The organism is Paraburkholderia sp. (genome assembly GCF_035501035.1).
Lineage (GTDB): Bacteria > Pseudomonadota > Gammaproteobacteria > Burkholderiales > Burkholderiaceae > Paraburkholderia.
On the sequence record NZ_DATJWR010000076.1, the window covers coordinates 1 to 12,968 of the forward strand.

Genomic DNA, 12,968 nt, shown 5'->3' on the forward strand with positions numbered 1-12,968 from the left:
CACGTAGCGCGTTTTCAGTTCGTCGCTGCCGGCCGTGAGGAGTGCCTCGATGGCGCCGTCGGTGAGCAGCGGGCACAGCGCGAACGAGAGATTCGCCGCGTTGAGCATTTCGATGCAGGGCGTCGCGACCAGCTTGGGCAGCGCCTGGCCGCCGTATTCCGACGGGTGTTGCAGACCCTGCCAGCCGCCTTCCACGTACTGGCGGAACGCCGCCGCGAAGCCGGCCGTTGCGGTGACCTTGCCGTCGGCGAGCGAACTCGGGGCGCGGTCGCCTTCGACGTTCAGGGGCGCGATGACTTCGCCGGAGAGCTTCGCGCACTCGTCCAGCACGGCTTGCGCGGTGTCAAAACCGGCGTCTTCGAAACCCGGCAGGGTTGCGACGGCGTCGATGCCGGCCAGCTCTTTCAGCACGAACAGCATGTCCTTGACGGGGGCGTTGTAGCTCATGATCGATCTTCCAGACAGACAGGGGGTGAAAATGCGCCGACCGGGCCACAAGGTGCAAATGTGGCCACCTTGCGGCAGTACAGCACGGATCGTAGCGCCAAACGGCCGTCGCGCAACTGTCCAAACCGGACCACATGGTGACAATTCTGGCCATGTCGTCGGCTGTAGTGACCACCCATTGCGGGTGGGTTAGCGCATTTGTCCCGCGAGTGCGGCGCTCAGCCGCGGCGCCGGTAGGTGCCCGGCGTGCTGCCGGTCCATTGGCGAAAGGCGCGATGAAACGCGCTCGGATCGTCGAAACCGAGTTCGCCGCCAATCGAGGCGATCGTGTCCTGCGTGTCGGTGAGGCGCTGGATCGCCACGTCGCGGCGCAACTCGTCCTTGAGCGCCTGGAACGAGGTGTCCTCGGCGGCAAGGCGCCGGCAGAGCGTGCGCACCGAGCAGTGCAGGCTCTGCGACGCCTGCTCGATGGTCGGCAGTTCGGGCAGCTGCGCGGCCAGGTACTGGCGCACGTTGTGGCTCACCAGTTGCTCGCTGAACGATTCGAAGATCCAGTCGCCAGGCGCGCGCGCGAGAAACGCGCGCAGGTTGCGCTTGCTCTGGCGGATCGGCATGTCGAGATAGGCCGCGCTGAAGCGCATCAAGGTGGCCTCGCGCCCGAAGTGCACGGGCCCCGAGAAGAAATAGCGGTGATCGAGCGCGTGAGCCGGCTGCGCGCAGGCGAAATCGACCTGCAGCAGCGGAATGCGCTGACCGATCAGCCAGGACGACACACCGTGTGCGAGCTTGAGCGTGAGCTCCTGGCCCAGCGGGCCGATCGCGCCGTATTCCGGATTCGCGCGCAACGCCACCTGGGCCACGAGCCCCTGCCGGCGCGATTCGAGCCGGAAATCGTCGAGCACGATGTGGAAGAACTGGTCGAAGCGATGCAGCGCCGTTTCGAGGTTGCGTGCATCGAGCAGGCTCAGGCAGAGAAACTTGAGCGTGCCGCTGCGCAGCGGGCGGCTGAAGATGCCGGGCATCTCGTCGTCGAGTTCGATCGCGAGCGTGCGATAGAGCGTCGAGAACTGCTCTTCCGTCACGCGGCCACCCGGTTTGGCGAGCAGTTCCGGCGCGATGCCCGCCTCGTTCAGATAGCGGCGGATCACGGCGGGCTGAGCGTCGGCACCAGCGAGAAAGCCGTTGACGAGGGAGATGGGTACGGTGGCGCTAGGCGATGGCATGCGTCGGCAAGAGGTGGTAGCGGCAGGCAACGGGCTAATGCGGGCTAGCGCTGGCAAGAGGCGGAGCGCCGACAAACAGCGACAAACACCGACAAACGCACGCCGATGCGGGCTGCCACGGGCAAACTTTGCCAAGCAAATACGCGGCCTGATACGGCCATGCAGGCGCGAACGCGGGCGCCAGCCAACGCGCCATTCTAAAGCGCCGCCGCGCATCGTGCCCCAAAGTCTCGCGCTGCCGGGCGCCGCATCATCACGTCATTGCAACACCTGGCCCTTCGCTCGCGCGAATTCGGCGAACCATGCGAGGCTTTCCGGATTGGCCATCGTGTCGGGATTCGCCACCCTCCCGAGCGGCTGCCCGAGCAGGAGCCGCTTGATGGGCACCTCCATCTTCTTGCCCGAGAGCGTGCGCGGAACCGCCGGGACTTGGTGGATTTCGTCGGGCACATGGCGCGCCGAAAGCGACTCCCGAACGCGCGCGCGAATCCGCTGCGCGAGCGCGTCCGTCAGCTCGACGCCGGGGCGCAACACCACGAAAAGCGGCATCGACGACGCACGGCCCAGGTATTCGAGGTCCACCACAAGGCTGTCCAGCACCTCCGGTAGCGACTCGACCGCGCGATAGAGTTCGCTCGTGCCCATGCGAATGCCGTGGCGGTTGATGGTGGCGTCCGAGCGCCCGTAGATGATTGCGCCGCCCGTGGGCGTGATGCGCAGCCAGTCGCCGTGGCGCCAGATGCCCGGGTACATGTCGAAGTAGCTCTCGCGATAGCGCCGGTCCTGCTCGTCACGCCAGAAGTGGAGCGGCATCGAAGGCATCGGCGCCGTGCATACGAGCTCGCCGACTTCGTCGATGAGCGGGCACCCCGTTTCGTCGAACGCCTCGACCCGTGCGCCGAGGCAGCGGCATTGCATCTCGCCGGAATAGACGGGCAAGGTCGGCACACCGGCGAGGAAGCAACCCGCGAAGTCGGTGCCGCCCGAAATCGCGTCGATCCACACCGGCCCCACGTGTTCGAGTATCCACGCGTAGGCTTCAGGCGGCAGCGGCGAGCCGGTCGAACCCACCGCGCGCAGGCGCGAGAGATCCGCCGCCGCGCGCGGCTCCACGGCGGCCCCGGCTCCGGCCCCCGCCCCCGCTTTCAGGCAGCCCTGGAAATAAGCCGCCCCCGCGCCGAAGAACGTGACGCCGGCCTCCCCCACGAAGCACCAGAGCGCCTGCGCGTCGGGGTACGAGGGATTGCCGTCGTAGAGGCAGAGCGTCGCGCCTGTGAGCAAGCCGCCCAACTGGCAGTTCCACATGATCCAGCTCGTGCTCGCGTACCAATGGAAGCGGTCGCCGGGGTTGAGGTCCAGATGCAGCGCGGTGAGCTTCACGTGCTCCACCACAATGCCGCCATGCGAGTGCACGATGGCCTTGGGCATGCCCGTCGTGCCCGACGAATAGACGATCCACAACGGATGATCGAACGGCACCCTCTCGATCTGCAGCGGCACGTCGCCGGCAATCGCGTCGCGCCACGCCGTCGCACGCGGGTACTCGTTCACGTCGGCATCGGCGTCGAGTTGCGGGACGAGCACGAGTTGCTCCACGCTCGGCAGCTCGTGCAGCAGATGGTGGACCAGCTCGCGCCGGTCGTGCGGCTTGCCGCCGTAGCGATAGCCATCCACGGCGATCAGCACTTTCGGCTCGATCTGGCGAAAGCGGTCGAGCACCGCGAGCGGCCCCATGTCGGGCGAGCAGACCGACCAGATCGCGCCCACGCTCGCCGTGGCAAGGAAGGCCACCACGGTCTCGGGCGTGTTCGGCATGAAGGCGGCTATGCGTTCGCCGCGCTTGACGCCGAGGCGGCGCAGCGTGGCCGCGAAGGCCGCCACCTGGCAGCGCAGTTCGGCCCAACCCAATTCGCGCGTGCGCCCCGGCATCGGGCCGCTCTCGCTGCGCGAGACGATCGCGGGCCACGCGTCGCTCGCGTGGCGAAAGGCCTGTTCGACGTAATTGAGCTCGACGCCGGGAAACCAGCGCGCGCCGGGCATTGTGGCATCGGCGAGCGCGACGCCGCGCGGCGCTTTCGAGGGAATCTGCGCCCAGTCCCATAGCGCGCACCAGAAGCCGTTCACATCCTCGACCGACCAGCGCCATAGCGCGTCGTAGTCGTCGAACGCGAGGCCGCGCTCCTCGCCAAGCCACTTCATGAACTGAGTGATGCGCGCCGATTCGATTTGCTGCGGCGTCGGCGTCCAGGCCGGTCCGGATGCGGGAAGGGTTTCGTTCATCCTGGGTGTGAAGACTCTTGCGGTTCGTCCGTGCTAATGGTGCCGGAGCCGAGGCGTGCCGAACAATTAAGGGAAACCAGTGGAGGCGCAGCTCAGCATTTCTGTGCGCAATTCACATCATCCCAATCGACAGGGATTGGCTTCGCGGCTGCGTCGATTCGCCAGGGCGAATCCCAGGCGGCCGGTCGAGCCATGCGCCCGCCCCGTTACGACGACGCGCATAACCATGCAGCAGAACATGCGAATCGTGATTGCGCCTGGGGCGAACCGATGATGGTGGAGAACCAGCGCGAGAACGTGCGCCTCGCGGACACCCAGATCGCGCAGATCGCACAGATCGCGCCGGAAAACGAACTCGTCGTCGCGTACGGCAATGGGCCGCAGGTGGGCCTGCTAGCACTGCAGTGCAGTGCGAAGCGTACAAGGACGCGCCCGGCTACCCGCTGGACGTGCCCGCGCGCAGACCGAAGCGCATGATCGGCTGGAAGAAGTTCTATTGATCAAATGGCCCGCCCTGGAAATCCAGCGAGCGCAAGGCGGCGAGCAAAAGCTACGCAGCGCGTCCTGTCGCGTTTTAGTCCTCGCGCGCCGGAGGCATGACCTGCGCGCTGATCGTGTGCTCGCGCCAGAACATATTGTGGATGCGGCCCTGCAATCTGCGCAGGCCCTCCTCGCTCGCGGTGTTGAACGTGAGCAGCGCGGCGGGACGGCCCGCGCCCTCAATACGCTGGATCGCGTCAAACGGCGGGAAGCCGTAGCGCTCCAGAAATTCGGTGATTTCGGCATCCGTGACGGTTTCGTCGATATTTCCCAGCAGCAGATCGGCCATGTCCTACCCCTAATGCGCGTTCAATCGTGTTTCCACTATGGTGCGTGGAGGGTGGGCGCGCAATAGGACTTTGGACCAACGCGTGGATGCCTTCGCCCTCGAACGGAGAGGCCGGTGCGGACTCTTGTCAATCGTGCGCGTATTTGAACTCGGGCATCGCTTTCAGTTGCGCCTTGTCGGCCCGCAGCACGATCTGCCGGCTGCTGATCTGCAGATCATCGAACGGCACCGCCACGAGATGCTCGCCCATGCCGAGGAATCCGCCCACCGAAAGGATCGCAAACGCGCCCGCATTGGGCGATTCGAGCACGATGTCGTCGATCGCGCCGATCTTGCTGCCGCTGTTGTCATACACGTCCGAGCCCACCAGCTTCGATGCGCGATAGCCCGTGCCCGATTGCACCGTCGCCATGCGCTGCACGGCGATCGATTGCGGCGCGCCCTGGGCATGCGCAGCCGTCGCGGAGCCAATCGCACAACCCAGTGCGCAACCCAGCGCGACAGCGAGCGCCGAAGCGCGGCGCACGGCGATGTGGCCGATCGTCAGCGGCCGATGCCATTGTGTGGTCATGATGTCCCCCTTCCTTGCGTGAATTCGCGGTGAATACCGCGCGATACCGCGCGAAAGCAAGCGCTATTCCCGGCGTGGATTCGCGCTGGCGCGCTGCGGGCACACGCCGCCACGTTCCGGCGTGCCTACGCCTTGGCGAGCCAACGCTCGATTAGCGGCCCATGCGCGCCGTAAAGCGGATCGCTTGCCGGAAACGGGAGCTCAAGCATGGCGCGCCGCTGCTCCGGGGTCAGCGCCTCGCGCCGGATGTCCCATTGCTGCCCGCGCGGGTAGCCACCGGCCACGCGAAAGCCGCCGGCGAGCGAGAGCAGGCAATGGCCGGTGCCGGCGGGCAGCAGCAGAGCGTCGCCGGCATGCACGCACAGCACGCGCCCACCCGGGCCGCCGAGAATCAGCTCGGCCGTGCCCGCGAACACGCCCAGCACTTCGTGCGCCGTTGAATGGAAGTGGTGGTAGTCGAAAATGCCGTCGAACCATTGCACCGGCCAGCCATTCGCTTCAAATCGCTCGCTAAATTCCTGCGCAAGGTCCCGGGCGCCCGGTGCGAGCGCGTGCCGATAGACGATCACCGGAAGCCGCTCGTTATTCGGCACCCAGCCGTGCGGGGCCAGATGGAACGTTTCGACGCCGCTCTCCCGCAATGCCGGACGGACTTCGCGAAGACGGCGCGCAAACTGAAAGAAGCGATTGTCGTGCATCATCACTGCCCCTTTGCATCGCTGCCAGGCGCCGCGCCTCGCGCATCCAGCGCGCCATTCGCTGGCTCTTTCGCACGATGCGGTTCGTACTTCGTGGAACTCGCCGTTCGCCTCGCCTGCGGATCGTTGCCGATGGGCACGCCCGGCTCGCCGCCCTCGGTCGGCGCCGCTGGGTCGGCGCCGGATAGACGCCGTTGGCCTTCGCACCGCTCGACTCCGTGGCGGAAGCCGCGGTCGGACGATACGCAGCGGCGTTGCCGCGCGCTTGCGCCTGCGCCGCGCTCGCGACTGCAAGCGCCGCAGCCGTGAAAGCCATCGCCAATCGGGTGGGCCTCTTCATCGGTCATCCTTCGGCTTGCGTTTGACGGACTCAAGCGAGGAACAGCAACCCCCGTACCGGGTCACCATGCGCAGCACCGCGGGCGACAGTCGATTCGCGCTCCGAAGCATCTCACCGTGCGAATAAATATGAAGGGCGCCAGACGGCACGGCGTTTGCTGGAAAGCGAGCATACGGATTCATACGGATTCACGCGAACATCGGATGCAACCCGAACGCTTCGCGCACCTGGAGAGGTCCATGTTTTTCACCCCACTTTTATTCGCACGCTTTCTTCGCATGCCCGGCGCACATCTGCCCACCGGGGAGCCCGAAGATCCACATCGGCAGCCGCCGCCACCGCCAGTGCCGGACATCGAGCCGCCTCCCGTGCCCGCGGGCGACCCGCCACCCGAAGCGCCGCCTGAGCGCCTGAACTAGAGCGGGCTTGTGCCCTGCCGTTTCGTCTTTCGCGGACGAATCGAGGTCGTCGAAGTTGTGCGCGAGCGGATACGAGGCGATGCGATCCAGCAGCACGTCGTCGCCCCCAGCCCGGCAACCGATCTAGCGTGGCGAACCACCATGCTGCGGCAGCGCAGATCCGGCGCGGCGAGCCGCTTGCAGTTCGCCGCGCGAGCAGACAATCAGCGTCTTGATCTGGTCCGGATTGGCGGGCTTCGTGATATGCCAGTCGAAGCCGGCCGCAATCGTCTTGCGCCGATCCTCGTCCTGCCCCCACCCCGTAAGCGCAATCACGACCATCTCCTGCGCCGCGGGCAGCGCGCGTAGCGCGCGCGCCACCTCGTAGCCGGTCAGGCCCGGCATGCCGAGATCGAGCAGCACAGCCTGTGGCTCGAATGCACGTGCAAGCGCCAGCGCGGCCTCCCCCGCATGCGCTACGCGCACTTCGTGGCCGGCGATCGAGAGGACCATGGCGAGGCTCTCCGCCGCGTCCCGGTTGTCGTCCACGACGAGCACACGCCGCGCGGCGTCCGTGACGGCCGTGTTTTCCGCGGGCGCGCGGCTCGCGAGCGATGTCGGCACGACCACAGGCAGCGACACCAGGAACTCGCTGCCGCGACCCGGGCCGTCGCTCGCCGCGCGGATCGTGCCGCCGTGCAGCTGCACGAGCCCCTTCGAGAGCGCGAGGCCGATGCCCAAACCGCCTTCGGTACGCGGCGAGAGCGCGTCGATCTGCGCGAACATCGTGAAGAGGCGCTCGTGGGCGTCCGGCGGCAGCCCAATGCCGTTGTCCTTCACCGATATCTCGACCGTCTCCCCATCCACGCCCACCGTGAGGTCGACGCGGCCGCCCGGATCGGTGTACTTGCCCGCGTTGTTCAGCAGGTTCGAGATGACCTGCGCGAGGCGCAGCGGGTCGGCGTCGACGAGCACGTCGGCGTTCGGCGCGTGTACGAAAAGCTGGTGACTTTTGCGCTCGAAGAGCGGCCGCGACGCTTCGACGGCCGTGCGCACCACGCCGCCCAGGCTCACCACGTCGCGCCGCAAATCGAGCTTGCCGCGCGTGATGCGCGCGAGATCGAGCAGATCGTCAAGGAGTCCTGACATGTGATCGACCTGGCGGCGAATCACGTCGATGGCCCACGCGAACTGCTCGGGCGTGAGCGAAACCGAATCGAGAATCGCCGCCGCGCTGCGGATGGGCGCGAGCGGGTTGCGCAGCTCGTGCGAGAGCGTGGCCAGAAACTGGTCTTTCTGGTGATCGGCCGCTTCGAGCTGCTGGCGCACGTGCACCTGCGCCGAGATGTTGCGAAAGTAACAGACGAGCCCGTACTGGTCGTCGGGCAGCGGCGTGCGATGCACTTCCCACTCGTAACACTCGGTGAGTTCGCTGTCGTGCCGCTTTTCCATGCGCTCGGGCGTGTGATGCGGCGCGCCGCTCGCGAGCGTGCGGCGAAAGATCGCCACGATCTCGTTTGCGTAGGGCTCGTTCCACACGCGGCGCATCACCGCGCCGATGTCCTGGCCGATCAGGTCCGGTTGGTCGCCGAAAAGCGGGCGCGCGGCGGGATTCACCTGGCGGATGCGCAAGTCCTGATCGACGAGATAGACGCCCAGCGGCGCCTCGTTCATCAGCGTTTCGAACTGCGCCGTGCGCAGACGGATGGCCTCCTGATCGCGCTTGCGCTCGGTGACGTCGGTCATGAGGACGGCGGCGCCCTGCGCGGACGCGGCCGGATAGATACGTGTTTCGAACCAGCGCTGGTGCTTCGTGCAGCGGGTCTCGAACTGACTCGCGGCGCGCGTGCGCAGCGTGTGGGCGAGCGCCTCGGCAAAACCGCTGTGCGCGAGTTCCGGGCACACGTCGTAGAGGTGCCGCCCGAGCGCCTGGGAAGCGAGCAGCCCGGCCATCTCGAGAAAGCGCGGATTGACGAGCGTGATGCGCGTGGCTTCGTCCACGAGGAAAAACTGGTCGCGGATGCTCGAAAGCGCGAGTTCGAGCAGTTGCTCGTTGGCGCGCCGGATCTGCGTGCGTTCAAGTAGCGCGCCCACGCGCGCGCTCAGTTCGCGCGCCGAAAAAGGCTTGACGAGGTAGTCGTCGGCGCCGGCATCGAGTCCGTCGATACGCGCCTCCTCCCCTGCGCGCGCCGAAAGCAGGATGAACGGCACGTCGCGCAGCGCGCCGTCGTTGCGCACGGCGGCAAGCAGGCCGAAGCCGTCGAGCCGCGGCATCATCACGTCGGAGAGGATCAGGTCGGGTTTGACGCGGCGCGCGGACTCGAGCGCGGCCACGCCGTCGGCGGCCAGCTCGACGCGGTACGCGGGCGCGAGCAATGCGCCGACGTAGGCGCGCATGTCGGCGTTGTCGTCCACGAGCAGCACGTGCGCGCCGAAGGTGCCAGCGAAGCGCCGGTCGCGCAGCGTGGGCGCCCACGTGCCGGCGACGAGGCCGCAATCGACCGTGCCTTCCTGCTCGCTCCCGTTGCGCTCGCCCGCGGCCGGCGGCTCGCCCTCACGTGGAGCCTCCGGTTGACCGTCACGTTGCCCCTCGCGTTCGCCCTCGTGCCCGGCCGGCACAGCCGCACCGAGCCAGCCGGCCGCCTCTTCGGCGAATGCGCCCGCCATGTCCTGGGCCACATAGTCCGCCGCGCGATGGCGAATGCGCTCGGGCGGCAAATGCGCGCTGCCGGTCGGCACGCGTACCGTGAAGCGCGAGCCGCGCCCAAGCTCGCTTTCGGCCTCGATCGTCCCGCCGTGCAGCTTCACGAGTTCGTGCACGAGTGCCAGCCCGATGCCGGAGCCCTCCTGCGAGCGCCCGTGCGTCCCCTGCACGCGGTGAAAGCGCTCGAAGATGTGGCGCATCTCCGGCGCGGGAATGCCGCTGCCCGTGTCCTCCACGCTCAGCACGGCGTAGCCGCCCTCGCGCGCGAGGCGCACGTCGATATGGCCCGCCAACGTGAACTTGAAGGCGTTCGAGAGCAGGTTGAGGACGATCTTCTCCCACATCTGGCGGTCGACGAACACGGGCTCGTCCATGCTGCAATGCACGCGCAGCGCGAGTCCCGCGCGCTCGACGGCCGAGCGGAAGTTGCTCACGGCGTCCTGTGTGAGACGCGCGATGTCGCTGGGCTCGAAGCAGACATCGATGCGTCCGGCCTCGATGCGCGCGAAATCGAGCAGCGAATTCACGAGCCGCAACAGACGGTGGCCGCTGCGCCGCGCGAGCCGCAGCAAGGCGAGGCGCTCGCTGCGCTTCTCGCTCTCCACGAGATCGTCGAGCGGCGAGAGCATCAGCATGAGCGGCGTGCGCAGCTCGTGACTCACGTTCGAGAAGAACGCGGTCTTCGCGCGGTCGAGCGCGGCGAGCTGCTCGGCGCGCTCGCGCTCGCTCTCGAAAGCGCGCGCGGCCTCGAGCGCGCTGCCTACCTGCCCCGCGACCAGCTCGATAAAGCGCTCGTAATCGTCATCGAAACTCAGGCGTGGGCTCACGCCCGCGACGAGATAGCCGAATGGCGCACCGCTGCCGCGCAGCCCCTGGCGCATGAGCGGCACGACCACGGCGCGGCTTACCGGCTCGGGCCACGCGGACGGCGCAGGCAGCAAGCCTTCGAGCGAGTCGGCAAGGATGGCGCCGTGCGTGCGCGCCGTATCCTGCATGGCCGCGGCCAGCGCAGTGCCGGGCGCGACCTCTGCCGGCAGGCGCACGGGCTCGGAGTGCGTGGAGCCCGCGAGGCGTGCCAGCGGATCACACAAGTCCTGCGGTTCCGTGCCGGCGAGATAGACCGCTACGAACGGCAGGTCGCGCCGATTCCCGGCGAGCGCGGCGAGCATCTCCTCGCAAGCGCTCGCCACCGTCTGCGCGTGGCGAGCCGCACCCGAGAGCTGCGCCACCGTGGCGAGGCGCCGGTCGGAGAGCACGCGCGGCGTGTCCTCGGTCACGACACACAGCATGCCTTCCACGCGCCCACTGTCGCCGTGCGCCGGACTGTACGAAAACGTATGCCAGGTTTCTTCCTTGAAGCCGTTGCGCTCGAGGATCAGCAGCAGGTTTTCGTCCCACGTCGCCTCGCCGGTCTTGAGCACGTGCTCGATGCGCGAACCCGCTTCTTGCCAGACCTCGGCCCAGACCTCGCGCGCGGGGGCGCCGATGAAATCCTGCTTGGCGCCGAGCGTCGGCCGGTAGGCGTCGTTGCAAAGGAACGTCAGCTCGGGGCCCCAGGCGAGCCACATCGCGTAGCGCGAGCCCAGCATGAGGCGCACGACGGTCTGCAGGCTGCGCGACCACGACGCGGCGTCGCCAAGCGGCGTGGTGGACCAGTCGAACTCGCGCACGAGCTCGGCCATGTCGGGCTCTACGGGCTCCACGGGCATCGTGGGCGCGGCTGGCGGCGCATCGCGCAGCGGCACGCGGGCGTTGACGTTCTGTTCGGCGCTCATCTGGTGTGCGCTCCCGCTTCGGCTGATGATCGGCGTCCTGCCATGTCTGCTCCCAAGGGGCGAACCAGGTGGAGCATTTTTCGCGCCTGGCGCGGCGCGCCGGAGCGCGCTCGTGCCATTCACGTGATTCGCGCGAGCTGCTCAATTCGCGCGAGCACGGGGCCGCATTACATCGGACGAAAACGCGAACGCGCGGGCTCAGCCGGCGGCCTGCAACCTGCGCAACAGGGCCGCCTTCACCTCGGGCCATTCGTCTTCGATGATGCTAAAGCGCACGGAGTCGCGCTTGCGGCCGTCGGGCATGATGCGCTCGCGGCGCACCACGCCCTCTTCCTTCGCGCCAAGGCGCAGGATCGCGGCGCGCGACTTCGCGTTGAGCACGTCGGTCGTGAATTGCACGCGCACGCAGCCGAGCGTCTCGAAGGCGTAGTCGAGCATCAGATACTTCGCCTCCGTGTTCGCGACAGTGCGCTGCGCCGAGGCGGCGAGCCATGTGGAACCGATCTCCAGCTTGCGGTTCGCGCCGTCCACTTTCCAGAAGCGCGTGCTGCCCACCACCCGATCGCTCTCGCGCAGGCGGATCGTGAACGGGATCACGGTGCCCGCGCGCACGCCCGCGAGCGCCGTGGCGATCCACGCGTCGACGGTGGCGGGCCCCGGCACGACCGTTACTTTCAGATTCCAGAGCTCGCCATCGGCCGCGGCGGCGACGAGGCGCGGGGCGTCTCCGGCGCAAAGCGGGCGCAGCACGACCGCGCGGCCGGTCAGCGTCGGCAGATCGTCCGGCTGCGCAATTGCGTCGGGCGTGGTGCAGGAGACTGGGGCAGGAGTTCCGGTCATGGCGAAAGAGATGGGCAGCGCATGCACTCAGATGAAACGACTCCGGCATTCTAGCGCCGCGCCGTACAGGTACGAGCCGCGGGGTGTGGCCGCGCTGCCGGGCCCGCGCCTGGGGCGGCGCACGAACCGTTACAATCGCCCCGGCGCCGGCGACCGTCGAACCCGCTGGCGCCGCTCGCCCCCAACCTCGCGCATCGCATCATGGCCCGCATCCAGCTCCAGTTTCCCGAAGACCAGTTCTATTACTCGACCCACCTCACGGTGCGCGTCACCGACATCAATTCGGCCAATCACCTCGCCAACGATTCGATGATCTCGATGATCTCCGAAGCACGCGCGCGTTTCCTGTTCGATGCCGGCATCGAGGACATGAAGGACGCGCACACGAGCATCATCGTCACCGACCTCGCCACCACCTATCGCGCCGAAGCCTACGCGCGCGACCAGCTGTGCTTCGAAGTGGGCATCATGGATTTCAACAAGTACGGCGGCGACATCATCTTCCGCATCACGCGGCCGGCGGACGGCGCGCTCATCGCCATGGCGAAATCGGGCTTCGTGTTCTTCGATTACGAAGCGAAAAAGGTCGTGCCGATGCCGCAAGCGTTCCGCGCCAGGTTTCCGCAGGTCAACACGATCGGCTGAGGCGCGCGGTATGCGCTCACGCGCGTGCCCAGACAGACGGGCCGCTCAGCGCGGCTGGAACATGATGAGCGCCATGCCGGCCAGCGCGAAGGCGATGCCGGCCCAGTCCCATGCGCTCGGCCGGATGGCCTCGACGGCCCACAGCCACAGGATCGCGACGCAGACATAGACGCCGCCGTAGGCCGCATAGGTGCGTCCGGCGGCCGTGGGGTGCAGCG

General features: G+C 67.6%; 10 protein-coding genes and 2 pseudogenes. 2 read left to right on the forward strand and 10 right to left on the reverse strand.

All coding sequences use genetic code 11. From position 1 onward, the window contains the following. From VMJ11_RS05300 to VMJ11_RS05310, 3 genes are all read right to left on the reverse strand, one after another. On the reverse strand, positions 1-447 hold a 447-nt coding region (locus VMJ11_RS05300; protein WP_325617661.1), incomplete at its 3' end, for an acyl-CoA dehydrogenase N-terminal domain-containing protein. Between the two features lie 218 nt (positions 448-665). After that, complete coding sequence (locus tag VMJ11_RS05305) at positions 666-1,670, reverse strand: AraC family transcriptional regulator (protein WP_325617663.1); 1,005 nt, start codon at positions 1,668-1,670, stop codon at positions 666-668. Between the two features lie 258 nt (positions 1,671-1,928). Further along, complete coding sequence (locus VMJ11_RS05310; RefSeq protein WP_325617665.1) at positions 1,929-3,950, reverse strand: acetoacetate--CoA ligase; 2,022 nt, start codon at positions 3,948-3,950, stop codon at positions 1,929-1,931. Positions 3,951-4,220: 270 nt separating this feature from the next. Here VMJ11_RS05310 and VMJ11_RS05315 point away from each other — a divergent pair. Further along, positions 4,221-4,435, forward strand: a pseudogene (locus VMJ11_RS05315) (carbamate kinase); the annotation flags it as partial. 89 nt (positions 4,436-4,524) lie between these two features. Here the strand turns inward: VMJ11_RS05315 and VMJ11_RS05320 are convergent. The 6 genes from VMJ11_RS05320 to VMJ11_RS05345 all read right to left on the reverse strand — a co-directional run bounded on the left by VMJ11_RS05320 (position 4,525) and on the right by VMJ11_RS05345 (position 12,105). Further along, positions 4,525-4,779 carry an RNA-binding protein gene (locus VMJ11_RS05320; protein WP_325617667.1) on the reverse strand — a complete coding sequence of 85 codons (255 nt, stop codon included), beginning with the start codon at positions 4,777-4,779 and terminating at the stop codon, positions 4,525-4,527. Between the two features lie 127 nt (positions 4,780-4,906). Continuing rightward, positions 4,907-5,350: a PRC-barrel domain-containing protein gene (locus VMJ11_RS05325; RefSeq protein ID WP_325617669.1), complete on the reverse strand. Its 444-nt coding sequence runs from the start codon at positions 5,348-5,350 to the stop codon at positions 4,907-4,909. A gap of 125 nt (positions 5,351-5,475) precedes the next feature. Further along, positions 5,476-6,051, reverse strand: a complete 576-nt coding sequence (locus tag VMJ11_RS05330; RefSeq protein ID WP_325617671.1) for a cupin — start codon at positions 6,049-6,051, stop codon at positions 5,476-5,478. Positions 6,052-6,645: 594 nt separating this feature from the next. Further along, a complete protein-coding gene (locus VMJ11_RS05335; RefSeq protein WP_325617674.1) occupies positions 6,646-6,903 on the reverse strand; it encodes a hypothetical protein in 258 nt (85 codons plus the stop codon). Positions 6,904-6,930: 27 nt separating this feature from the next. Beyond that, complete coding sequence (locus VMJ11_RS05340) at positions 6,931-11,265, reverse strand: ATP-binding protein (RefSeq protein WP_325617676.1); 4,335 nt, start codon at positions 11,263-11,265, stop codon at positions 6,931-6,933. Between the two features lie 198 nt (positions 11,266-11,463). Next, positions 11,464-12,105 carry a GNAT family protein gene (locus VMJ11_RS05345; protein WP_325617678.1) on the reverse strand — a complete coding sequence of 214 codons (642 nt, stop codon included), beginning with the start codon at positions 12,103-12,105 and terminating at the stop codon, positions 11,464-11,466. Positions 12,106-12,306: 201 nt separating this feature from the next. Between VMJ11_RS05345 and VMJ11_RS05350 the strand changes: the two genes are divergently transcribed. Next, complete coding sequence (locus VMJ11_RS05350) at positions 12,307-12,750, forward strand: thioesterase family protein (protein ID WP_325617680.1); 444 nt, start codon at positions 12,307-12,309, stop codon at positions 12,748-12,750. Between the two features lie 45 nt (positions 12,751-12,795). Here VMJ11_RS05350 and VMJ11_RS05355 read toward each other — a convergent pair. After that, positions 12,796-12,968: pseudogene (locus VMJ11_RS05355) on the reverse strand (hypothetical protein); the annotation flags it as partial.

What these genes read in the sequence shown, in the direction of transcription:
- VMJ11_RS05320 (WP_325617667.1), bottom strand. Translation starts at nt 4,779, where the DNA reads ATGGCCGATCTGCTGCTGGGAAATATCGACGAAACCGTCACGGATGCC.
- VMJ11_RS05340 (WP_325617676.1), bottom strand. Translation starts at nt 11,265, where the DNA reads ATGAGCGCCGAACAGAACGTCAACGCCCGCGTGCCGCTGCGCGATGCG.
- VMJ11_RS05325 (WP_325617669.1), bottom strand. Translation starts at nt 5,350, where the DNA reads ATGACCACACAATGGCATCGGCCGCTGACGATCGGCCACATCGCCGTG.
- VMJ11_RS05305 (WP_325617663.1), bottom strand. Translation starts at nt 1,670, where the DNA reads ATGCCATCGCCTAGCGCCACCGTACCCATCTCCCTCGTCAACGGCTTT.
- VMJ11_RS05345 (WP_325617678.1), bottom strand. Translation starts at nt 12,105, where the DNA reads ATGACCGGAACTCCTGCCCCAGTCTCCTGCACCACGCCCGACGCAATT.
- VMJ11_RS05310 (WP_325617665.1), bottom strand. Translation starts at nt 3,950, where the DNA reads ATGAACGAAACCCTTCCCGCATCCGGACCGGCCTGGACGCCGACGCCG.
- VMJ11_RS05330 (WP_325617671.1), bottom strand. Translation starts at nt 6,051, where the DNA reads ATGATGCACGACAATCGCTTCTTTCAGTTTGCGCGCCGTCTTCGCGAA.
- VMJ11_RS05350 (WP_325617680.1), top strand. Translation starts at nt 12,307, where the DNA reads ATGGCCCGCATCCAGCTCCAGTTTCCCGAAGACCAGTTCTATTACTCG.